Origin of the sequence: Thermaerobacter sp. PB12/4term, assembly GCF_003403315.2 — a bacterium.
Taxonomy (GTDB): Bacteria; Bacillota; Sulfobacillia; order Thermaerobacterales; family Thermaerobacteraceae; genus Thermaerobacter.
The window spans coordinates 262,137-284,621 of the sequence record NZ_CP048407.1 but is presented as its reverse complement, the minus strand read 5'-3'; the positions used below and the strand labels follow the sequence as shown (position 1 = coordinate 284,621).

The window sequence follows — 22,485 nt, the reverse complement described above, 5'->3', positions numbered from 1 at the left end:
TGAAAGAGCACGCCGCGGGGTTCCACCCCGCGGCGTGCTGTGTTCCGGGAAGGGTGCCGCGCGCCAGCGGCTTGCGGCCACCCTATCGGGCCGGTCCCTTCGTGGCGACCGGATCAGAAGTCCATGTCGCCCATGCTGCCGCCAGCCGCTTCCTTCTTGTCCTCGGGCAGGTCGGCCACCAGGGACTCGGTGGTCAGCACCATGGCAGCGATGCTGGCGGCGTTCTGCAGCGCCGAACGGGTCACCTTGGCCGGGTCGACGATACCCCGGGCGAACATGTCGCCGTACTCGCCCGTCAGGGCATCGAAGCCCTCGTTGTCGGGCAGCTGCTTGACCCGCTCGACCACCACGGAGCCCTCCAGGCCGGCGTTGGTCGCGATCTGGCGCAGGGGCTCCTCCAGGGCGCGGCGGACGATCTCGATGCCCATCCGCTCGTCTTCGTTGCGGGCCTCCACCTTGTCCAGCGCCTTGATGGCGTGCACCAGCGTGGAGCCGCCACCGGGGACGATGCCCTCCTCCACCGCCGCCCGGGTGGCGGAGAGGGCGTCCTCGATGCGGTACTTCTTCTCCTTCAGCTCCACCTCGGTGGCCGCGCCGACCTTGATCACGGCCACGCCGCCCGCCAGCTTGGCCAGCCGCTCCTGCAGCTTCTCGCGGTCGAAGTCCGAGGTGGTCTCCTCGATCTGCCGCTTGATGACGTTGATGCGGGCCTTGATCTTCTGCGGATCGCCGGCGCCTTCGACGATGGTCGTGTTCTCCTTCTCCACGACCACCTTCTTGGCGCGGCCGAACATGTCGGGGGTGACGTTCTCCAGCTTGATGCCCAGGTCTTCGGAGACCACCTGGCCGCCCGTGAGGATGGCGATGTCCTCCAGCATGGCCTTGCGCCGGTCGCCGAAGCCGGGCGCCTTCACCGCGCAGGACTGCAGGGTGCCGCGGATCTTGTTGACCACCAGGGTGGCCAGGGCCTCGCCCTCCACGTCCTCGGCGATGATCAGCAGCGGCTTGCCCCGCTCCACCACCCGCTGCAGGACGGGGAGCAGGTCGTTGACCGAGGAGATCTTGCGGTCGGTGATCAGGATGAAGGGATCCTCCAGGACGGCCTCCATGGCCTCCGGGTCGGTGACGAAGTACGGCGACAGGTAGCCCCGGTCGAACTGCATGCCCTCCACGACCTCCACGGTCGTGTCCAGGGTCTTGCTCTCCTCGACCGTGATGACGCCGTCCTTGCCGACCTTCTCCATGGCGTCGGCGATCATCTTGCCGATCTCTTCGTCGTTGGCGGAGATGGAGGCCACCTGCTGGGTCGCCGACTTGGTCTCCACGGGCTTGGCGATCCGCTTGATCTCCTCCACCACGGCGGCGACCGCCTTCTCGATGCCCCGCTTGACCAGGATCGGGTTGGCGCCGGCGGCCACCACCTTCATGCCCTCGCGGACCATGGCCTGGCCCAGCACGATGGCGGTGGTGGTACCGTCACCCGCCACGTCGTTGGTCTTGGTCGCCACCTCGGTCAGGAGCTTGGCGCCCATGTTCTCGAAGGGGTCCTTGAGTTCGATCTCCCGCGCGATGGTCACGCCGTCGTTGGTGATGGTGGGGGAGCCGAACTTCTTCTCCAGGACCACGTTGCGGCCCTTGGGCCCCAGCGTGATCTTGACGGCGTTGGCGACGGTGTTCAGCCCCTTTTCGAGGCTGCGCCGCGCCTGCTCGTTGAAGACCAGCTGCTTCGGCATGCCGCTTCCCCTCCTCGGTTACTGAACGATGGCCAGAATGTCCCGCTCGCTGAGGATCAGCAGCTCCTCGTCATCCAGCTTGACCTCGGTGCCGGCGTACTTGGAGAAGATGACCCGGTCACCTTCCTTGACCTCCAGGGGCACCTTCTGGCCATTCTCGAGGATGCGGCCCGTGCCCACGGCCAGGACCTCACCCTGCTGGGGCTTCTCCTTGGCCGTGTCCGGCAGGATGATCCCGCCCTTGGTCCGCTCCTCTTCCTCCAGCACCTTGACGACCACCCGGTCGCCGAGAGGGCGCAGCTTCACCGAAACGGTCCCTCCCTTGGGCTGCGGCTGAACGCTCACCGCCGTGCACCTCCCTGAAAGGATGCAGGTTGGTTCCGGGGCGCCCGGCCACAGCGATTGGATGATGGGTTGCAGGATGACCGGCCGGCGGGCCGGCGGGCCGGAGCCCCCGGGCCGCTGGACGCCTGTCCTGTTAGCACTCCCTTCCGGAGAGTGCTAAGCCACCGACTATGGTAAGGCGGCCAAAAACGGTCGTCAAGCCCCGATTTGGCCGCCGCTCCCAACTCGGCCGCTTATCCTGTTCCCGCGCGAGGGGCGCTTTATGCGTGGCCGGTCAGGCATGGCCGGATGGTGCGCCTGAGGGCGGGGGCGGGAGAGGGTGGCCCGGAGCGTCGTGACCGCCCCCCTGCAGGATGGCCACGGCATGGGCCAGCAAGGGTTCCAGCGCTGCCAGGCATTCGGCCACCCCCCGGGGGCTGCCCGGCAGGTTGACGATCAGGGTGCGGCCCAGGATGCCCGCCACCCCCCGGGAAAGGTAGGCCATGGGGTTGGCCGCGCCCGTGGCGGACCGCATCCGCTCGGGCAGCCCGGGCACCAGGCGCTCCACCACGTCCAGGGTGGCTTCCGGCGTGACGTCCCGGGGACCCAGGCCGGTGCCGCCGGTGGTGAAGATGATGTCCGCCCGCCCGGCCGCCGCCCGCAGCCAGCGGGCGATGGCGTCCCGGTCGTCGGGCACGACACCGCGGTCCACCACCACCGCCCCGCCCTCGGCAGCCCAGCGGGCCAGGTACTCGCCGCTGTCATCCCGGCGCCAGCCCTGGCTCACCCCGTCGCTCACGGTCAGGATCGCCACCCGCACGGCCTTCACCTTCCCTTCCGGTCGTCCGGTTTGCGGGTCTGCGGGGCCCCGGGGGCAGGGGTTTCCGTCATGGCTGCGGGCCCGGGGGCCCCACCGGCTCGCCCAGGTCCTCCCAGGCCGGCTCGTCCGGGCGGGTGTACTCGCCGCTGCGCCCGCCGGTCTTGCGCACCAGGCGGACGGCCTCGATCACCATGCCCCGGTCCAGGGCCTTGCACATGTCGATCAGGGTCAGGGCGGCCACGGTGACCGCCGTCAGGGCTTCCATCTCGACCCCCGTGCGCGCTGCGGTGCGGGCGGTGGCCTGGATCTCCACGCCCTCGGCGCTGAGCCGGAAGTCGACGGCCACGGCATCAAGAGGCAGGGGATGACACAGGGGAATCAGCCGGCCGGTCTCCTTGGCCGCCAGGATGCCCGCCACCCGGGCCACGGCCCAGACGTCCCCCTTGGGCACGTCGCCCGCGCGCAGGCGGGCCAGGGTGGCCGGCGCCATGCGCACCCGGCCCCGGGCCACGGCCTCGCGGAGGGTGACGGGCTTGCCGCTGGTGTCCACCATCCGGGCCCGGCCCGTCCCGTCCAGGTGGGTCCATTCCTGGGACCCTGCCGCAAGGCCTGACCCGGTCCCTCCGGCGCCGGCCGGCGCCCCGGCCCGGCCGGGGCCGGGTTCCGCTCCCTGCCCGGCCGGCAAGGGCTCCCTCACCAGGGGATCACCTCCACCTGCGCACCCGCCGGCAGGCCCTCGATCTCCAGGGGCAGGTGGACCAGCCCCTGGGCCCCCGTGAGGGCCGAGATCAGGCCGGACTTGCGGGGCTGGGGCCGGGCACCGTACTCGCCCCCGCGCCAGATCAGGGCCACGGGTACGTACTCTTCCCGGCCCGGCGGCCGGCGCAGGGCCGTCTCCAGGCGCGCCCGGATGCGGGGGCCGGGACCGGGCTCGGGTGCAAGCCCCAGCCAGCGCTGGATCAGCGGCCGCACCAGCAGCCGGTAGACCACCAGCGCCGAGACGGGATTGCCGGGAAGGCCAAACACCGGCTTGCGCCCCGCCATGGCGAAGAGGGTGGGCTTGCCCGGCTTGAGGGCGATGCCGTGGAGGATCACCCCGGGCGGCTCCAGCTCGGCGGCCAGCTCGGCCGTCAGGTCGCGCTCGCCCACGGAGCTGCCGCCCGAGATCAGCACCAGGTCGGCAGCCGCCAGGGCGGCCCCCAGGGCCTGACGGAAGGCGTCCGGCTCGTCCCGCACGTAGACGGGGTCGAGGGGTTCGGCGCCATCCTGGCGCAGAGCGGCGACCAGGGCCACCCCGTTGATGTCCCGGATCTGGCCGGGTGCGGGCACCTGGCCGGGAGGGACCACCTCGTCGCCGGTCAGCAGCAGGGCGACCCGGGGTCCCCGGGCCACGGTCAGGCGGGTGACACCCGCGCCCGCCAGGGCGCCCAGCTCCGCGGGCCCCAGCCGGCGCCCGGCCGGCAACAGGGCCAGGCCGGCGGCGGCGTCCTCGCCCCGGGCGATGACGTTGTCGCCGGGGCCGGCAAAGCGGTGAACCAGCAGCCACGGTCCCTCCCGGGTGGTGTGCTCGAACATGACCACGCAATCGGCGCCCGGCGGCAGCATCCCGCCCGTCGGCACGGCCACGGCCTGGCCGGGTTCCACCGTCACCCGGGCGGGCTGGCCCGCCAGCACCCGGCCCGCCACCTGCAGGCGGGCCGGCCGGCCGGGCTCCACGCCCCGCAGGTCCTGGCTGCGCACGGCGTATCCGTCGACGGTCGACCGGTGAAAGCCCGGTACGTCCTCGGGGGCGTAGACGGGCTTGGCCAGCACCCGGCCCAGGGCCGCGGCCAGGGGCACCTCTTCCGTCGCCAGGGACGGCCGGCCCGCCGCCGCCAGGATCCGCTGGAGGGCCTCGGCCACCGTAGGGAGCCCGGCGCTGGGGAAGGGCGCCCGGAAGCCAGCCCCCGGCAGGCCGGTGTCCCGCGGGGACGCCGGCGCCGGCGAACCTCCCGGATCCCGGACCGGTTCCTGGGATGCGGTACCGGCCGCGCTTGCCGCCCCCGCGGGCGCCGGGGCCTGGGCCTCCGCGGCACGGGCCGCGGCTTCCGGTTCGTGGCCTGGTTCGGGTTCGTACCCCGCCACGGCGGCACCTCCCTGGGCGCGGGTCTTGCGGCCCGGGACGTCCCAGACCGCCTTCACGCCCGCTGGCGTTCCATGGTCTACCTCGGCCTGTGTCCTGTTCGCAGCTGTCGGCAGCCGGCCGCTATCCTCCCAGCCGGCGGCTCGCCCCCGGGGCTGCGGCTGGCCCCTACCGCGTTCCCCGCAGGCCGTTGCTGCTCCTTGCGGCGTCCGGTGCCGGCCGCCTCCTGGTGTACGCGCTTGCCCGGCGGCCGGCCGCGGCCCGGGCCACCCGCGACAGGGGCCGGGGCCATGGCGGGCCGGCGCGGCGACTGGCCGCAAGCGGGCGCCCGGGCGGGCCCCGTGACCGGTCGAGCGGCCCCGTGACCGCGGGATCGGCGATGGCGGGCCGCCGCCTTGACCGGCCGGGCGCCCGGGCCTCAGGGATCCACCCGGATCAGGGTGGCCTCGCCCTGGCCGCCGCCGCTGCAGATGGTGGCGATGCCGTACCCGCCGCCCCGGCGGCGCAGCTCGTAGGCCAGGGTCAGGAGGATGCGGGCGCCGCTGGCGCCGATGGGGTGCCCCAGGGCCACGGCCCCGCCGTTGACGTTCACCTTCTCCGGGTCCCAGTCGCCCAGCTTCATGGTGGTCAGGGCCACGGCGGCAAAGGCCTCGTTGACCTCAAAGAGGGTGATGTCGTCCCGGCGCAGGCCCGCCTTCTGGAGAGCCCGCTCGGCGGCGTAATAGGGCACGGTGTGCAGGTAGGGCGGGTCCAGCGAGGCCTGCCCCTGGCTGACGATGGTGGCCAGGGGCTTGAGGCCCAGGGCCCGGGCCCGCTCGGCCTCCATGAGGACCAGGGCGGCGGCGCCGTCGTTGATGCCCGGGGCGTTGCCCGCCGTCACCGTGCCGTCCTTCTCGAACGCCGGGGGCAGGGCGGCCAGCTTCTCGTAACTGGTGTCCCGGCGCGGCGCCTCGTCGGCCTCCACCCGGGTCACCTGGCCCTTGCGCCCCGGCACCTCCACGGGGACGATCTCCTCCGCCAGCCGCCCCGCGTCCATGGCCGCCACGGCCCGCTGGTGGCTGCGCAGCGCCCAGCGGTCCTGCTCCTCCCGCGTGATGCCGTACTCCGCCGCCACCCGGCTGCCGTACACGCCCATGTGGCAGCCGCCGAAGGCGCAGAGCAAGCCGTCGGTGAGCAGGGCATCCTCCAGCTCGCCGTGGCCCATGCGGGCGCCCCAACGGGCCTGGCGCACCAGGTACGGCGCCTGGCTCATGCTCTCCATGCCGCCCGCCACCACCACGGCCGCATCCCCGGCCCGGATCAGGGCATCCGCCAGGTTCACGGCCCGCAGGCTGGAGGCGCAGACCTTGTTGATGGTGTCCGAGGGCACCGTCACCGGCAACCCCGCCTTGACCGCCGCCTGGCGCGACGGAATCTGGCCCGCCCCCGCCTGGACGACCATGCCCATCAGGACGTAGTCCACCTGGTCGCCGGCAACCCCGGCCCGTTCCAGGGCCGCCCGGATCGCCACGGCGCCCAGTTCGACCGCCGGGACGTCCTTCAAGGCCCCGCCGAACTTGCCGAAGGGCGTCCGTGCCCCGTCGATGATCACGGTTTGCTTCACCGAACTCTCCCCCCGCACGGCCGGCCGATGGGGCAAACCCGGGGCGATGCCCCGCCCCCAAGGACGCCGCCGGCGAACCCGCCGGGGCGACCGGGCCGGCCTCTACCGGGCAGTTCGGGTTGCAAGGGCCCGTTCCCTGCGTCGTGCCGTCCTCGGGCAAAGCCCCTTGAGCGCTGCCCGCGCCCAGTACCGCCCGCACCCAGCACCGGTCAGCTTCCCCCGGCGGGCGCCCTCCCTGCACGGCCGTCGCGCGGAAGCCCCGGCGGAGCAGCCCCTGCGGCCCGCCGCTCCCGGGACCGCCTACCGCAAGGTCAGCCGCCGGGTGCCGCCGTGGGGGCCAGCACCTGGGCGCGTACCGTTCCCACCAGGTAGAGGCTGCCGCAGACCAGCACGGGCTGGCCCGGTCCTGCTTCCTGCAGGGCCCGCTCCAGGGCCGCCAGAGGCTCCCGCTGGATGGCCACCGGCACCCCACGTCCGGCCAGCGCCCCGGCCAGCCGCTCCGCCCGGGCGGCCCGGGGCGAGGGGGGTTCCGTCACCACCGCCCGCGCCGCCACCGGGGCGATAGCTGCCGCCGCCTGTTCCACGTCCTTGTCGTCCAGCATGCCGGCCACCAGCACCACCCGGCGATCGGGCCAGAGGGCCGCCACCGTCCGGGCCAGGGCCGCCATGCCGGCCGGGTTGTGGGCCCCATCCAGCCAGATCTCCCGGCCCCGCCACCGGACCCGCTCCATGCGGCCGGGCCAGCGCGCAGCGGCCAGGCCGCGTTCCACCGCCTCCCGGGTCACCGGCAGGCCCCGTTCCGTCGCGGCGGCGGCCAGCAGCGCCGTCACCGCCACCGCGGCATTCGCCACCTGGTGCGGTCCGGCCAGGGTCAGGGGCAGCCGGTCCCAGCGGGCGGGGGCCGGGGCCGGCCCCCGGTAGTCCCAGCAGGACCCGTCCGGACCCGCCGAACGCAGCCGGTAGGTGGCCACGGCCGCCTGCCCGCCCTGGTCCCGCGGATCCCGCGCCTCCAGCGCCGCCTCCTCGGGACGCACCTCCCACAACGGCGCCCCCAGGGCCGCCGCCTCCCGGCGCAGGACTGCCAGGGCCGCCGGATCCAGGGCGCCCGTCACCAGAGGGACACCGGGCCGGGCGATGCCCACCTTGTCGTAGGCGATGGCTTCCACCGTGGGCCCCAGCCGGTCGGTGTGGTCCAGGGCCACGTTGGTGACCACCGCCACCACCGGCCGCGGCACCGTGTTGGTGGCGTCATGGCGGCCGCCCAGCCCCACCTCCAGCACCACGGCGTCGGGCCGCCGCGCCTGGACCAGCAGGAAGAACACGGCCGTCGCCACCTCGAACTCCGTGGGCGGCTCCACCCCTCCGCCGGCCGCCAGGGCCGCCGCCGCCCGCCGCACCTGCTCGACGGCGGCGGCCAGCTCCACCCCGGACACCGGCCGGCCGTCGAAGCGGAACCGCTCCTCGTAGTGGACCAGATGGGGGGAGGTGAAGAGGGCCGTCCGGTAGCCCGCCGCCCGCAGGATGGCCTCCATCAGGCTGGCCGTCGACCCCTTGCCGTTGGTTCCGGTGATGTGGTAGACGGGCGGCAGGCCCTCCTCGGGGTGGCCCAGCCGCTCCAGCAGGCCACGGATGCGCTCCAGCCCCAGGCGCATGCCGAAGCGGCCGAGCCCCTGCAGGTAGGCCACCGCCTCCTGGCCCGGCGCCCGTCCCTCCGCACCGGTCTTGCGTTCCTGCAACCCTTACGTCCCACCTCGGGCGGCCGGGCCGGTTCTTCCAGCCCGTGTTCAGACCCGGCCCAGCCAGTAGTTGGGGGGCTCCTTGGTCACCGTGATGTCGTGGGGGTGACTCTCCACCAGGCTGGCGCTGGTGATGCGGACGAACCGGGCGTGGCGGCGCAGGGTCTCGATGTCCGGCGCCCCGGCGTAGCCCATCCCCGCCCGCAGGCCGCCCACCAGCTGGAAGACCGTCTCCGACAGGGGGCCGCGATAGGGTACGCGGCCCTCCACCCCTTCGGGGACGAACTTCGCCTCGCCTTCCTGGAAGTAGCGTTCCGCGCCCCCCTGCTTCATGGCGCCCAGGGAGCCCATGCCCCGGTACACCTTGAAGCTGCGGCCCTGGAAGATCTCCAGCTCGCCCGGCGCCTCCTCGGTCCCGGCAAACAGGCTGCCGATCATCACCGCGCTGGCGCCGGCGGCCAGGGCCTTGACGATGTCGCCTGAATACTTGATGCCCCCGTCGGCAATGACCGGCACGTCAAACTTGTCCGCCTCCTGGCTGCAGTCCAGGATGGCGCTGAGCTGGGGGAAGCCGGCCCCCGTCACCACCCGGGTCGTGCAGATGGAGCCCGGCCCCACGCCCACCTTGACGGCGTCGGCCCCCGCTTCGATCAGCGCCCGGGTGCCCTCGGCGGTCACCACGTTGCCGGCGATGAGGGGCACCTGGGGATGGCGCCGCTTGAGGGCCTGGACCGTCTCCAGGACGTTGCGCGAGTGGCCGTGGGCGCTGTCGACCACCAGCACGTCGACCCCGGCTTCCACCAGGGCATCGGCGCGCTCGAGGCCCGCCGGGCCCACGCCCACCGCCGCTCCTACCAGAAGGCGCCCTCGCTCGTCCTTGGCCGCGTTGGGGTAGCGGATCGCCTTCTCGATGTCCTTGATGGTGATGAGCCCCCGCAGCCGGCCCGCGCCGTCGACCAGCGGCAGCTTCTCGATCTTGTGCTGCCGCATGATCTCCCGGGCCCGGGCCAGGGTGGTGCCTTCGGGCGCCGTGACCAGGCCCTCCCGGGTCATCACCTCGGCGATGGGCCGGTCCAGGTTCTCCTCAAAGCGCACGTCCCGGTTGGTGATGATCCCCACCAGGATCCCGTGGCCGTCGACAATGGGGACACCGGAAATATGGTAGCGCGCCATGAGCTCCAGGGCATCGCGCACCCGGTGCTGCGGCGACAGGTAGAAGGGATCGACGATGACGCCGTGCTCGGACCGCTTGACCTTGTCGACCTCGGCCGCTTGCCGCTCGGGCGGCATGTTCTTGTGGATGATGCCGATGCCGCCCTCCCGGGCTAGGGCGATGGCCAGACGGGCCTCGGTGACGGTGTCCATGGCGGCGGAGACCAGAGGGATGCGGATGCGCAGCTGGCGGGTCAGGCGGGTGGAGACGTCGACGTCGCGGGGAAGCACTTCCGAGGCTGCGGGGATGATCAGCACGTCGTCAAAGGTCAGTCCTTCGCTGGCGATCTTGCCGGCGGCCGCGCGGCCGGTTCCTCCGGCCAGCCCGTCGCTGGCCGGTCCGGCCGTGATCGGATCGGCCCTCACGTTTCGCCCCTCCCCACCGGGTTCCTGGGGGCCGGGCCGGCCGGGGACGAAGCCGGCCACCCGGCACACCCGGGTTATTGGTTCCATACGTAACACGGCGAGGTGGGCCTTTCAATGGGGGCCGGAAACCAGCGTGCGGGCCGCGGCCGGCTCGTCAGGCCGGCGTCACCGCCTGGAGGCGCCGGGCCAGGTCCCGGGCCACCGTCCAGATGTCGCCGGCGCCCATGGTCAGCACCAGATCGCCGGGCCGCACCGTGGCCAGCAGGTGCTCAATCAGGTCCTCCCGGCTGGAGAAGAGATCCACGGGACGCCCCTCTTCCTGGGCGATACGCTCGGCCAGGACGGCGCTGGAGACGCCAGGGATGGGGCGCTCGCCCGGCGGGGCGTAGATCTCCGTAAGGATCACCTTGTCGGCGTCGCCGAAAGCCCGGGCGAACTCGTCCATCAGCAGGCGGGTGCGGGAATAGCGCTGGGGCTGGAAGACGGCGATGACCCGCCCCGCGGCGCCCCGGCGCTGCCGCGCCGCGCGCAGGGTGGCCCGGATCTCCGTCGGGTGATGGGCGTAGTCGTCCACCACCAGGATGCCGTCCCGGTCGTAGATCACCTGGAAGCGCCGCTTGGCACCGTGGAACCCCGCCAGGGCCTGCGCCGCGACGCCGAAGGGAACGCCCACCTCCAGCCCCACCGCCAGGGCGGCCAGGGCGTTCAGCACGTTGTGCTCCCCCGGCACCGCCAGGGTGACCTCGCCCAGCGGCCGGCCGTCCTGCCAGACGCTGAAGCGCGTTCCCTCCGGGCCGGTCTGGACGTCCCGGGCCCGCAGGTGGCAGTCCTCGGCCTCCACGCCGTAACGGGCGACCCGCACCCGGCCCGCCGGAAGACCGGCCAGCAGCTGCCGGACCACGGGGTGGTCCCCGCAGGCCACCACCAGGCCGCCCGGCCGGACGTTGCCGAGGAAACCCCGAAAGGCATCCAGCAGCCGCCGGAAGTCGCCCTCATAGTGGTCCAGGTGCTCGGGCTCCACGTTGGTGACCACGGCGATCCGGGGGAAGTAGCGCAGGAAGGTGCCGTCGCTCTCGCAGGCTTCGGCCACCACCCAGGGGCCATGTCCCAGCCGCGCCGTGGCGGTGCCGAACTCCGGCACCTCCCCGCCCACCAGCACCGTGGGGTCGAACCCGCCGGCCACCAGCACCAGGCCCGTCATGGCCGTGGTGGTGGTCTTGCCGTGGGTGCCCGTCACCGCCACGCCCTGCCGGTGGTTGATCAGGTCGGCCAGGACCTGGGAACGGTGCCAGATGGGGATGCCCGCCTGGCGGGCGGCGACCAGCTCCGGATTGTCGGCCGGCACGTCGGTGTTGTAGACCACCAGGTCCGCACCCGCCACGTGGCGGGCATCATGGCCGATGTGGACCTCCGCCCCGTTCCCGGCCAGCCACCGGGTGCGATCGGAGGGGCGCACGTCCGACCCGCTGACCCGGGCGCCCCGGGCCAGGAGCACGCGCGCCAGGCCGCTCATGCCGTAACCGCCGATGCCGATGAAGTGCACCCGCTTGCCCGACCAGTCCATGGGGGGCGCGTACCCCGGTTCCTCCATCGCCCGTTCCACCTTCCCTGCATCTATGCCCCCATGAATTCGCATCGCCCCGCCCGTTCCCTTGTCCACCGCCGCCCGGCCGGCGCATTTCACGATGTATGCCGCGGGCCCGCGGGTTGCCACGGCAGCCTGCCGGGGCCTGCAACCGCTGCCTCTAAAGGCTAGCTTGGGGTCGCGGGCTGGAAAACATTCGCACCAGGCGGGACCGGCCCGTCCAGGAACCCGGCGGCCTGCTCCGGACCGCCGCCGTCAGCCCCGGCGGCATGCTCGGAACCACCGCCCTCAGCCCCGGCGGCCGATGGGCCGGGCCGGCACGCCGCCCACCACCGCGCCCGGCGGCACGTCGGCGTTGACCAGGGAATGGGCCGACACGACGGCGCCGTCGCCGATCACCACGCCGGGCAGGATGGTGCAGTTGGCTCCGATCATCACGTTGCGGCCGATGACCACCGGCCCCGTCCGGTACTCGCCGATGAGGAACTCGTGGGCCAGAAGCACGGTGTTGTAGCCGATGATGCTGTTGTCGCCCACCTCGACCAGTTCCGGCCAGAAGACGTCCACCATGGCCATGAGGCCGAAGGCCACGTCCCGGCCCACCTTCATCCCCAGGCGCCGGTAGAGGAAGTTCTTCACCCCGAACCAGGGCAGGATCCGGCAGAGGGAGATCACCAGGAAGTTCCACGCCACCCGGGGCAGGCTCTTGGCCTCCCGCCAGTAGTGCAGCGAGTTGCGCCCCGGCGGCACCGGGTGCCGGCGCAGCCGCTGCTGGCGCGGCACCGCCTGCCAGGCCCCCTCCCCGCCGGACGAGCCGGCCCCACCCGGCCCTGGGCTGCCGCTTCCGGCGGCCACCAGGGCCTGGGCCCAGGCCATCTCCCCCGGCGGCCGGCCGCCGCCGCGCCGCGCCTGGGCCTGCCCGTCCCCTGCCGCCACCATGGCCACCCCTCCCGCGCTAAAACCATTCGTCCAGGGGCGGGTCGGGATCGACGTCCAGCTCCAGCCCGTCCCGGCGCCCCCGCCGCCAGGCGGCATAACCCGCCGCGGCGATCATCGCCCCGTTGTCGGTGCAGAGAACCGGGGGCGGGCAGGCAAGGTTCAGGCCGGCCTCCCGGGCTGCGGCCTCCAGGTCCCGGCGCAGGCGCCGGTTGGCCGCCACGCCGCCGGCCAGGTAGATCTGGCGCGCCCCCACCTGCCGGGCGGCCCGCAGGGTCTTGGCCACCAGGACGTCCACCACCGCCTGCTGAAAGCTGGCGGCCAGGTCGGGCAGGCGGGCCTCCAGTTCGCCCCGCCGCTGCGGGTCGCGCCAGCCGCGGCGCTCCAGCTCGTAGAGCACCGCGGTCTTGAGGCCGCTGAAGCTGAAATCCAGCGAGTCGTCGTCCAGCATGGCCCGGGGGAAGGGAAAGGCCTGGGGATCGCCCCGCTCGGCCAGGCGGTCGATGACCGGCCCGCCCGGGTAGCCAAGCCCCAGCTCCCGGGCCACCTTGTCGAAGGCCTCGCCGGCGGCGTCGTCCCGGGTGCCGCCAAGCCAGGCCAGGCCCCCGCCCTCCCGCAGGTGGAACAGGTCGGTATGGCCGCCCGACACCACCAGCGCCACCGCGGGGTAGCGGGGCTCAGGGGCCGGTTCGTCCCCGGGGCCGGCCAGGAAGTTGGCATAGATGTGCCCCGCCAGGTGGTGGACGCCCACCAGCGGCTTGTCCAGTGCCCAGGCCAGGGCCTTGGCCAGGGAAACCCCCACCAGCAGGGCGCCCACCAGACCCGGCCCGCGGGTCACCGCCACCAGGTCGACCTCCGCCAGGGTGATGCCGCTGCGGGCCAGGGCCTCCTGCAGCAAGGGCACGGCGTTGGTCACGTGGCGCCGGGACGCCAGTTCGGGCACCACGCCGCCGTAGCGGCCGTGCTCGCCCGTCTGGCTGAGGATCACGTTGGCCAGGATGCGGCGGCCGCCCGCCACCACGGCGAAGCTGGTCTCATCGCAGCTGGTCTCGATGCCCAGGGTGAGGTGGGGCCGGCTCACGGGCGCTCGCTCCCGCCAGGGGCCGCGCCGGCACCGGTGGCCGGCTCCGTCCCGGACTGGAGCCCGGCATCCCGGCCGGTTGGCGGGGCGTCATCCCCCTCCGCCGCCACGGGTCCCGGCGGGTCCAGGCGGTCGCGCCACATGATGATGGCGTCCTCCCCGTTGTCCACGTAATAGCCCCGCCGGATCCCGCAGGGGCGGAAGCCATGGCGCAGGTAGAGCCGCTGCGCCACGTGGTTGCTCACCCGCACCTCCAGGGTCATGCGCCGGCAGCCGTACCGCAGGGCCCGTTCTTCCAGGGCGGTGAGCAGGCGGTTGCCGATCCCCCGGCCCCGGAACTCGGGGTCGACGGCGATGGTGGTGACGTGGGCCTCGTCCAGGATGCACCACATGCCCGCGTACCCCACCAGCCGGTGCCCGCGGCGGGCCACGATGTAGTCGGCGTAGAGGTTGTCGCGCAGCTCGCTGGCGAAGGCCCGCTCCGACCAGGGGGTGGGGAAGGAGCGGCGCTCGATGGCCAGCACCAGCGGCAAATCGCCCGGCGTCATGGGGTCGATACGGATCTCGCCGGGCTGGCTCTGCACGTCATGGGATAGGGCCACCCCGCTCACCTCCCGCGAGGGCAGTTCCATCATAGCATCTTGCCCTGCCGGTGCGTGTCGGGCCACGGCAGGGGTTACCGCGCGTCGCCGGCTCCCCCCGGGCAGCCGGGGGCCTTCGGGCGGTGGGCCATGTCCCGCCCCGGCCAGTGGGCGGGCGGGGGAAACCCGTGCACCGCAGCCCACCTGCCCGTCAGGAGCTGCGCCCCGTCCCGGACGGGGGGGTGGGCTGGGCAGCGGGAAGAACGTAAGGCCGGTAGGTCGAACCGGCGGGCAGGTACAGGGGCGCCAGGGTGCCGGGGTCGTCGCCCCCCACCGCCAGCCGGTCCTGGGCCAGCCGGGCCACCGCCAGGGGAACGGCCCCGGGGTCGGGCACCACCATGGGGCCCGGCCCCGGTCCCGGGCCGGGAGTCGAACCTGCCGGGCCCTCCCCCGCCGGCGCCGCGGCCCGGCCACCCCGGTCCCCCCGGTCTTCCTGGTCCGCCGTTGCCCCATCCCGGCCACCTGGCGCCAGCTCCGCCCCGTGGACCGGGTCGACGACCAGGACCCAGCCTCCGGCCGCCACCCCCGGGGTCGACCGGGTGTCGTGTTCTTCGCCGGCCGGGCAGGAGGCATCGGCCGGCACCGCGGGCACCACCGGCACCACCGGCACCGTGGGTACCGCCGGCACCGCCGCAGGCCCGGCCAGCCATTCCCGCAACACCTGGGTACCCACCAGGCCGGGACCCCACAGGCGCCGGAAGGGCCGGATGCTGCCTGCCGGCCGGGCCACGGCCGCCGGGTCGCTCGCCGCCGTCCCCGCGGGCCAGTTCGCCGCGGCAAACCCACCGGCGGGTTCGGCCCCACGGTCGCCCGGCGAGTAGATCGCTGCGTAAAACTCCCCGCGCCGGGCGGGCCGCGCCACCAGCCACAGGCGGCCTGCCGCCCCGTCCCGGGAGGGCGCGGAGGGCGCCCCAGCGGCCGCCAGGGCCACGGCATCCAGCGTCCCCACGCCCGCCAGGGGGCAGCCGAGGGCCACCGCCAGACCCTTGGCCGCCGCCAGCCCGATGCGCAGGCCGGTGAAGGAGCCGGGGCCCAGGGCCACCGCCACCCCGCCCAAATCCCGGGGGCCGATGCCGGCCTGCCGGCAGAGCCGGTCCACCGCCGGCATCAGGGTGCGGTTGGTGCCCGGCGCGGCCAGTTCTTCCGCCCCGGCGGGCTCCCCGTCCCGTACCAGGGCCACCCCGCAGCGGGGTCCCGAGGTATCGATGGCCAGGATCCAGGTCAATGCCAGCCGCCGTCCTTTCCCGGGAGGGCGTCAAGGAGACGCGCGGCCCGCCGCCCCTGGGCCCGGGCCGTCACCCGGCGGCCCTCCCCCGCCGGCAGGGGAGCCAGCTCCAGCCAGAGGGCCTCGGCGGGGATCCACCCTGGCGCCCGGTCGGCCCATTCCACCACCACGGCGCCGGACGCCTCCATCTCCGCCGGGTCGACCACGTCCCGCAAGGCCTCCTCGCCCTCCAGGCGGTAAAGGTCCAGGTGATACAGGGGCAGGCGGCCCCGGTAGAGGTGGACCAGGGTGAAGGTGGGGCTGGCCACCCGCCCGCGGTAGCCCAGCCCGTGGGCCAGTCCCCTGACCAGGGTGGTCTTGCCGGCCCCCAGGGGCCCGGTCAGGGCGATCCAGTCGCCCGGGGCCAGGGCGGCGGCCAGGCCTTCACCCAGCCGCTCCATCGCCTCCGCGGAGGGGATCGTTACGGTCCGGTGGCCCGTCACCGGCGGCCCCTCCCCTCGCCGCCTGCCTCGTCAAAGAGGTTCAACTGGTGGACTTCGTCCCCGGGCTGGACGCCGTCCCCGGGGCCGGCCGGCGGGGCCCCGTCCTCGGGCTCCCTGGCCGCGGCCGCTTCCTCCGTGGCGGCCGCCGGCCCTCCGGTGCTGCCCGCCGCCCAGGGTTCCGCGCCCGCCGGGACGCTGCGCCGGTCCGCCGACGGGGCCGGCGCCTGCCCCTCCGCACCCGGCGGGTGATGGGGCGCCACGTGGGCCGGGTCGACCAGCTCCCGGTACTTGTCGATCACCTTCTTGAAATCGTGCCAGCACTCCCGCTTCAGGGCCGGGTTGCGCAAGAGGGCCGCCGGGTGGTAGGTCGGCATGTACCAGACCCCGTCCCGGACGATCCACTGGCCGCGGGCCCGGCTGATGCGGGCGGCGGGGTCGATCAGCGCCTGCAGGGCGGTGGCTCCCAGGAGCACCACGATCACGGGCTGCACCAGCCGCATCTGGGCCCGCAGGTTGGGCAGGCAGGCGGCCCGTTCTTCCGGGGTGGGGGTGCGGTTGCCGGGCGGCCGGCACTTGACGATGTTGGCGATGTAGACGTGGCGCTGCCGGTCGAACCCGCAAGCCGCCAGGATGCGGTCCAGCAGCTGGCCGGCCCGGCCGACGAAGGGCCGCCCCAGGCGGTCTTCGTCGGCCCCGGGCCCCTCGCCGATGAGCATCAGGCGGGCCGACGGGTTGCCGTCACCGAAGACCACCCCCCGGCACCCTGCCCGCAGGCCGCAGGCGGTGCAGCCTTTGACCACCTGCTCCAGCGTCGCCATGTCGTGGATGCGCATCAGCTCGGCTTCCGGTCGTGCCACGATACCAGGCCGCCTCCTGCACCGGCCGCCGGTCCCGCTCGCCGCGGGGACCGCCTACCTCGCGGGCCCGCCGGCCAGCCGCCCCGCCGGCCGGATCTCGCCCACCGTCTCACCCCGGGTGTTGGTCACCGCCACCCGGCCCCACCGCGCCTGGAGGGACCCGGCGCCCGGCGGCAGGAGGCCCAGCCGCCCCAGCAGGGCCAGGATGGCCACGGGCCGGGCCCGGTCCTGGCCGTCGGCGATCTTCAGCGCCACGGCGTGCCCGGTGTGGAGGGCTCCGGCGTAATATCCCTCCGCCCCCACCTTGCCGATCCACGCCCCGCCCGTGGCCCGGATGACCTCGGTGTCGAACTGGCCGGCCCCGCGGATCATGGTGGGATGGGCGATCAGCGCCCGCCGGATCCGTTCCAGAGCCGGTACCAGGTGGTCGAGGCCGGGGGGCAAGAGGTCGGGACGCCCCAGATACCGGAACATGCGGGCCACGTCCACCAGGGGCAAGGCAAAGGTGACCACGCCGCAGCCGTCCACCGCCTCACGCCAGCGGGGACCGCCGGGCTCGAGACCCGTCAGGGCCGCCACCAGCTGGCGTACCGCCTGCTGTACCGGGTGGTCCGGCTGGTGGTAGCCCTCCACCGGCCAGCCCCGGTGCCGCGCCAGTGCCAGCATGCCGGCGTGCTTCCCCGAACAGTTGTTGTGCAGCCGGGTGGGCTCGCCGCCCGCCGCCTTTAGGGCCTCGAGGGCCGCGGGGCTGGACAGGGGGTGGGGCCCGCAGGCCAGGTGCTCCGGCTCCAGCCCCAGTTTGGCCAGCATGGCAGCCGCCCGTTCCACGTGCTCCGGTTCCCCGGCGTGGGAACCGCACATCAGCGCCACCTCGGCGTCGTCGAAGCCGAAGGCGTCCGCGGCGCCCGAGGCCACTACCGCCAGGGCCTGAAAGGGCTTGAGGGTCGAGCGCAGGAAGGTTACGTGCTCGGGGTCGCCAACGGCCGCCACCAGCCGGCCCTGCTTGTCCACGACCACCGCGTGGCCGTGGTGGCGGCTCTCCACCCAGCCGCCGCGGGTCACTTCCACCAGCAATTCCGGATCCATGCCACCGTCTCCAATCACCATGACATCGGTCGTGACCTAGATTTCGCGGAGCCCCAGGCTGATCTCCAGGGCCAGGTTGACCCGGCGCATGGCGCCCGCATCCAGTCGCGCCACCCGCTCCAGGAGCCGCTGCTTGTCGATGGTGCGGATCTGTTCCAGCAAGACCACCGAGTCCTTCTCCAAGCCGTAGCTGCCGGCCGGCAGTTCCACGTGGGTGGGAAGCTTGGCCTTGTTGATCTGGGAGGTGATGGCCGCCACGATGGTGGTCGGGCTGTACCGATTGCCTACATCATTCTGGACGACGAGCACGGGGCGGATGCCGCCCTGTTCGGACCCCACCACGGGGCTCAGGTCGGCAAAGAAGATGTCGCCGCGGCGGACGTCCACTTCAACCGCCCTCCCCACCCCAATCCCAGCGCCGGGGTTCCAGTTCCCCGGGAATCCACTCCTCCGCCAGCCGCTGGTTGAGGGGGCCCATCTCCTGATAGCCGCGGCGCAAACCCTCTTCCGTCAGAGAAGGCCCTGTCGCCCCCGTCCCGGCACCCGCCGGCGGGACACAAGGCGATGGGGCAGCAGCAGCTACCGCCGGCCATTGGGCGTCTCCCGCCACCGTCCATCACCCCTCGTGGTCCTCGCTCCCCGTTCCGGACGAACCGGCCGCGCCGGCCTTCAGCCGGCCCCGGCCGGCCCGCCGCAGCGGCCTCGGCCGGGTTCTTCCGCTCTGCCGCTGCCCCGCCGCTGCGCCCTCGGCAGCCTCTCAACGGCGCCTCACAACAGGTGGGACAGCGGTGCCTGCGCCACGGGACGGCCCCCACGTAAGTAGATGCGGGGAACCCGGCGGCCGATGCCGGTCACCACCTCGTAACCGATGGTGTCCACCCAGCCGGCCATCTCGTCGGCGGTGACCTGCTCGTCCCCCTGGCGCCCGATCAGGACCACCTCGTCGCCCACCGCCACCGGGCCGGCATCGGTGACGTCGACCATCACCTGGTCCATGCAGACCCGGCCCACGATGGGCACCCGCCGGCCTCCCACCAGTACCTGCCCGCGGTTGGACAGGGCCCGGCGCAACCCGTCGGCGTACCCGACCGGCAGGGTGGCGATGCGGGAGCGGCGGCGGGTGACGAAGGTGGCGCCGTAGCTGATGGGAGTCCCCGGCGGCACCTCCTTGACCAGGGCAACCCGGGTCTTCCACGCCAGGGCCGGCTGGAGGCCAAAGGCCGCCACCGCCCCGGGGAAGGGTTCCAGCCCGTACAGGGCGATGCCCGGCCGCACCAAGTCGTACCGTGCCCCCGGCAGCCGCAGCAGGGCGGCGCTGTTGGCGGCGTGCCGCAGCACGGGCCGCAGGCCGCGTTCCTCAAGGGACTGCAGCACCCGGGCGAAACGGTTGAGCTGGTCTTCGGTGAGGGGGGCCTCGGGGTCGTCGGCCGTGGCCAGGTGGGTGAAGATGCCGGCGACCTCGAGACCCCCCAGGCCGGCGATGCGGGCGATGGTCTCCGCCAGGCGCAGGTGGTCCCAGCGCAGGCCCAGGCGGCCCATGCCCGTGTCGACCTTGACGTGCACCCGCACCTTGCGCCCGTCGCGGCGGGCGGCCTCGGCCAGGGCCCGGGCCTCGTCCTCGCTGCTGACGGTCAGCTCCAGCTCGTACCGCAGGGCCAGGCCGTACTGCCAGGGCGGGGTCCAGCCCATGACCAGGATGGGACAGGCGATGGCGGACTGGCGCAGGTGGATGCCCTCCTCCACTACGGCCACGGCCAGGCGGCGGGCACCGTGGGCCAGGGCGGTGCGGGCGACCATCACCGCACCATGCCCGTAACCATCCGCCTTGACCACCGCCATGAGCTGGGCGGGGGACGCCAGCCGCTCGAGGGTCCTGACGTTGTGGGCGATGGCATCCAGGTCGACTTCCACCCAGGTGGGGCGTGTCGGGCGCACCCGGCCCGGCCCTTCCACGGCCATTCCTCCTCCCCCTGAAGCTTCGCGCCCGGGGCGCCGGACCCTGTCGCCGGGAGTCCCATCGCCGGGTCATGGTGTCGCCAAGGGATCCTCGTCGCCGGGGGTCCTCCTCGCCCAAGGCGCCCCGGCACCGGTCCCGGCGCGCCCTAAGGGCCGGGTTCCACCCCGGTGGAGGCGACCCCACGGGCGGAGAGAGGCGCCCGCAGCCACATGGCCCCCGGCACGCCCAGGGCGTCGGCCGTCTCCGGCAGGCCGAGGCAGGTGAGATCCAGGGCCGCCGGCAACCGGTCGATCAGCCGGGTGGCCCGCACGGGGACGCCCGCACGGTCCGCAGCCAGCTCTCCCGCCAGGGCATGGAGGTACACGGCCGCCAGGGCGGCGGCCAGGGGTTCCAGCCCCTGGGCCAGCATCGCCCCGGTGATCCCCGCGAGGGTGTCGCCCATGCCGGCGCTGGCCATGCCGGGGTGACCCCGGGTGCAGATGAAAAGCTGCCCGTCGGGGCTTGCCACCAGGGTGCCGGCGCCCTTGAGCACCGCCACGGCGCCGGCGCGACGCGCCAGCTCCAGCGCCGCCAGGGGCCGCCTGGCCTGAACCTGAGCCGTGGTCCACCCCAGCAGGCGGGCCGCCTCGCCGGGGTGGGGCGTCAGCACCAGCGGGAAGGCACCGGGTCGCTGCCGCAGCCGGTCGAGACCCAGGGCGGCCGCCAGGTTCAACCCGTCTGCGTCGAGAACGGTGGGTGGAAAGGCGCCGGTAGCAGCCGCCTGATCGCCGGGGTCCGCGGGGTCACGCCGGGCCACGGGGCCTCCCCGGTACCCGGAAGTGCTCGACGTCGGCGAGGTCGCAGGGGCATCCCGGTCTCCGGCCGGGCCGCGGGGGACGGGCTCACCCCGGCCCCGGGGATCGCCCGGGATGCCGGGGTTGCCGGGGGCAGGGACGGAGGACGCCCCCCCGACCCCGATCCAGGTGGCCAGGCAGGCAGCGGCGCCCGGGCTCTGGCCCAGGCCGGGCCCCACCACCCGCACGACCCGGCCCCGGCGCTCCCCTTCGCGCACCGTCAGCGCGGCCGCCGCTTGAGCATCCCATTCACCCTCCGGCGTCGCCGGCAGTCCCCAGGTCATGACCTCGGGCAGGTGGGCGGCAGCCTCGGGCCGCAGGGGAGCCGGGAGGGCCAGGGTGACCGTCCCCGCTCCGGCCTGCAGGGCGCCCATGCCGGCCAGGACGGCGGCGCCCACCTGGCCCGGGCGGCCTCCCACCACCACGACGTGGCCCGCCCAGCCCTTGTGGGCCGCCCAGGGTCGCCGCGGCAACAGGGCCGCCACCTGGGCGGCGTCCAGCACCCGGGCGGCGGGAAAGCCGGCCCCAGCCCGGCTGGCGGGCCCAGAGACAGGGCCGGCCTCGCTGGTGGGGGTGGAGCCGGCCCCGTCCTCACCACTGGGGATCCCCTCCCCCGGCGGCACCCGCGGCCAGCCGATATCGACCACGAAGACCTGACCCGCCCGTTCCGGGCCGTCGCCCAGGAGAAGCCCCCACTTGGCCGCAGCGAAGGTCGCCGTCCACCGGGCGCGGGGGACCGCCGAGCCTGCCTCCCCGGTGTCGGCGTCGAGGCCCGACGGCAGGTCCAGGGCGAACACCGGCACGCCCGCCCCGCTGACGGCCTCGAGGGCCCGGGCGGCCAGGGGGCGCAGGGAGCCGCGGGCCCCCACGCCCAGCAGGGCGTCGACCACCACTCGGGCCCGGGCGGCCGCCCTGGTAAGCCGCTGCAGGAAGGTGTCCGGGCCGGGGCCGGCGCCGGCGGGATCGCTCTGATCGCCGCCGGCCGGCTCATCCTCCAGAGCCGTGGCCGGGATACCCGACCGGGCCAGCAAGGACCATTGCACCGCCGCCTCACCCCGCAGCCGGCCCGGGGATGCCAGCAGGAAGACCTCGGTCGCGGCCGGTCCGGCCCAGCGGCCGATCCAGCGGGCCAGGACCATCCCGTCGCCGCCGTTGTTGCCGCCCCCGGCCAGGACCACCACCGGCTGCCGGGGGGAGAAGGGGCCCGCCAGCTTCCACAGCAGGGCGGCGGCGGTCCGGCCCGCCGTCTCCATCATCACCAGGCCCTCCAGCCCCTGGGCCGCCGCCAGGCGATCGCCGTGGCGGACCGCAGCGGCCGAGAGGACCCAGAGCCCCGGGGCAGGATCGATGGGTGCGGTTTCCCCCCTCACGGCCTTCCCTCCTCGGGGTCGCCCTCCAGGATCACCTGGGCGACGGCCCACTGGCCGTCGTGGGACAGGCTGAGGTGGATCCGGCGCACCCCCGCCGCCCGCGCCAGTTCGGCCGCCCGCCCGCCGGCCTCGAGCCAGGGCCGGCCGCTGCCGTCCTGGCGGACCCGGATGTCCCGCCAGCGAAACCCCCGCAGGCCCGTCCCCAGGGCCTTGGCAAAGGCCTCCTTGGCGGCCCAGCGGGCCGCCAGGCGCCGGGCCCGGTGAGGCCCCGTGCCGGCGGCGGCCAGTTCTTCCGGCGAGAAGACCCGCTCCGCCCAGCGCCAGCCGCGGCGGCGCAAGATGGCCTCGATGCGCTGGACCTGGACCAGGTCGATCCCCGTCCCGACGATCACGCCCGTCGCTCCTCTCTGTCCTCTTTCTAGCGCAGGCGGCGCCCGGGTGAAAGGGACCGGCGGAACCGGTCCGGGACGGGCGAGGGGTGACGGACGGGCCGAAGAGGTTCGAGACGTGAGAGGG

The 22,485-nt window shown here is 74.3% G+C and carries 20 protein-coding genes; all 20 read right to left on the bottom strand.

All coding sequences use genetic code 11. The annotated features are described in order from the left end of the window. Nucleotides 1-113: 113 nt before the first annotated feature. Entirely contained in the window at nt 114-1,733 is a 1,620-nt protein-coding gene (gene groL, locus DYI95_RS01230; RefSeq protein ID WP_116901190.1) for a chaperonin GroEL, read from the bottom strand. Nucleotides 1,734-1,751: 18 nt separating this feature from the next. Beyond that, nucleotides 1,752-2,078, bottom strand: coding sequence for a co-chaperone GroES (groES, locus tag DYI95_RS01225; protein WP_006904573.1), 327 nt, complete (start codon nt 2,076-2,078; stop codon nt 1,752-1,754). Between the two features lie 274 nt (nt 2,079-2,352). Beyond that, nucleotides 2,353-2,877, bottom strand: a complete 525-nt coding sequence (locus DYI95_RS01220; RefSeq protein WP_116901293.1) for a molybdenum cofactor biosynthesis protein B — start codon at nt 2,875-2,877, stop codon at nt 2,353-2,355. A gap of 67 nt (nt 2,878-2,944) precedes the next feature. Beyond that, on the bottom strand, nt 2,945-3,574 hold the full coding sequence (gene moaC / locus DYI95_RS01215) for a cyclic pyranopterin monophosphate synthase MoaC (RefSeq protein WP_116901191.1): 630 nt from the start codon (nt 3,572-3,574) through the stop codon (nt 2,945-2,947). Continuing rightward, on the bottom strand, nt 3,571-5,001 hold the full coding sequence (gene glp / locus DYI95_RS01210; protein ID WP_116901294.1) for a gephyrin-like molybdotransferase Glp: 1,431 nt from the start codon (nt 4,999-5,001) through the stop codon (nt 3,571-3,573). Before glp ends, moaC begins: the two co-directional genes overlap by 4 nt. A 416-nt stretch (nt 5,002-5,417) precedes the next feature. Then, entirely contained in the window at nt 5,418-6,602 is a 1,185-nt protein-coding gene (locus tag DYI95_RS01205) for an acetyl-CoA C-acetyltransferase (RefSeq protein ID WP_116901192.1), read from the bottom strand. Between the two features lie 311 nt (nt 6,603-6,913). After that, nucleotides 6,914-8,338 carry a folylpolyglutamate synthase/dihydrofolate synthase family protein gene (locus tag DYI95_RS01200; protein WP_116901193.1) on the bottom strand — a complete coding sequence of 475 codons (1,425 nt, stop codon included), beginning with the start codon at nt 8,336-8,338 and terminating at the stop codon, nt 6,914-6,916. A 48-nt stretch (nt 8,339-8,386) separates the two neighbouring features. Further along, complete coding sequence (gene guaB / locus DYI95_RS01195; protein ID WP_203530721.1) at nt 8,387-9,874, bottom strand: IMP dehydrogenase; 1,488 nt, start codon at nt 9,872-9,874, stop codon at nt 8,387-8,389. 196 nt (nt 9,875-10,070) lie between these two features. Then, nucleotides 10,071-11,507 (bottom strand): UDP-N-acetylmuramate--L-alanine ligase, encoded by a 1,437-nt coding sequence (gene murC / locus DYI95_RS01190; RefSeq protein WP_116901194.1) that lies wholly within the window; start codon nt 11,505-11,507, stop codon nt 10,071-10,073. Nucleotides 11,508-11,789: 282 nt separating this feature from the next. Next, nucleotides 11,790-12,440, bottom strand: coding sequence for a DapH/DapD/GlmU-related protein (locus DYI95_RS01185; protein ID WP_116901195.1), 651 nt, complete (start codon nt 12,438-12,440; stop codon nt 11,790-11,792). A gap of 16 nt (nt 12,441-12,456) precedes the next feature. After that, a complete protein-coding gene (gene tsaD / locus DYI95_RS01180; RefSeq protein ID WP_116901196.1) occupies nt 12,457-13,518 on the bottom strand; it encodes a tRNA (adenosine(37)-N6)-threonylcarbamoyltransferase complex transferase subunit TsaD in 1,062 nt (353 codons plus the stop codon). Then, nucleotides 13,515-14,153, bottom strand: a complete 639-nt coding sequence (rimI, locus tag DYI95_RS01175) for a ribosomal protein S18-alanine N-acetyltransferase (protein WP_116901197.1) — start codon at nt 14,151-14,153, stop codon at nt 13,515-13,517. The genes tsaD and rimI overlap by 4 nt, the downstream gene beginning before the upstream one ends. 157 nt (nt 14,154-14,310) lie before the next feature. Then, nucleotides 14,311-15,384, bottom strand: a complete 1,074-nt coding sequence (gene tsaB / locus DYI95_RS12085) for a tRNA (adenosine(37)-N6)-threonylcarbamoyltransferase complex dimerization subunit type 1 TsaB (RefSeq protein WP_243149790.1) — start codon at nt 15,382-15,384, stop codon at nt 14,311-14,313. Continuing rightward, the gene (tsaE, locus tag DYI95_RS01165; protein ID WP_116901198.1) at nt 15,381-15,866 is read right to left on the bottom strand and encodes a tRNA (adenosine(37)-N6)-threonylcarbamoyltransferase complex ATPase subunit type 1 TsaE; all 486 of its coding nucleotides are present in this window, start codon (nt 15,864-15,866) and stop codon (nt 15,381-15,383) included. The genes tsaB and tsaE overlap by 4 nt, the downstream gene beginning before the upstream one ends. Next, nucleotides 15,863-16,723, bottom strand: a complete 861-nt coding sequence (locus DYI95_RS01160; protein ID WP_116901199.1) for a uracil-DNA glycosylase family protein — start codon at nt 16,721-16,723, stop codon at nt 15,863-15,865. Before DYI95_RS01160 ends, tsaE begins: the two co-directional genes overlap by 4 nt. A gap of 54 nt (nt 16,724-16,777) precedes the next feature. Further along, nucleotides 16,778-17,809 (bottom strand): asparaginase, encoded by a 1,032-nt coding sequence (locus DYI95_RS01155; RefSeq protein WP_116901200.1) that lies wholly within the window; start codon nt 17,807-17,809, stop codon nt 16,778-16,780. 36 nt (nt 17,810-17,845) lie between these two features. Continuing rightward, nucleotides 17,846-18,196, bottom strand: coding sequence for a type II toxin-antitoxin system PemK/MazF family toxin (locus DYI95_RS01150; RefSeq protein ID WP_116901201.1), 351 nt, complete (start codon nt 18,194-18,196; stop codon nt 17,846-17,848). A gap of 381 nt (nt 18,197-18,577) precedes the next feature. Continuing rightward, nucleotides 18,578-19,762 carry an alanine racemase gene (alr, locus tag DYI95_RS01140; RefSeq protein WP_116901296.1) on the bottom strand — a complete coding sequence of 395 codons (1,185 nt, stop codon included), beginning with the start codon at nt 19,760-19,762 and terminating at the stop codon, nt 18,578-18,580. A 149-nt stretch (nt 19,763-19,911) separates the two neighbouring features. After that, a complete protein-coding gene (locus DYI95_RS01135) occupies nt 19,912-21,969 on the bottom strand; it encodes an NAD(P)H-hydrate epimerase (RefSeq protein ID WP_243149789.1) in 2,058 nt (685 codons plus the stop codon). Next, entirely contained in the window at nt 21,966-22,361 is a 396-nt protein-coding gene (locus DYI95_RS01130) for a holo-ACP synthase (protein WP_116901204.1), read from the bottom strand. The genes DYI95_RS01135 and DYI95_RS01130 overlap by 4 nt, the downstream gene beginning before the upstream one ends. Nucleotides 22,362-22,485: the final 124 nt, after the last annotated feature.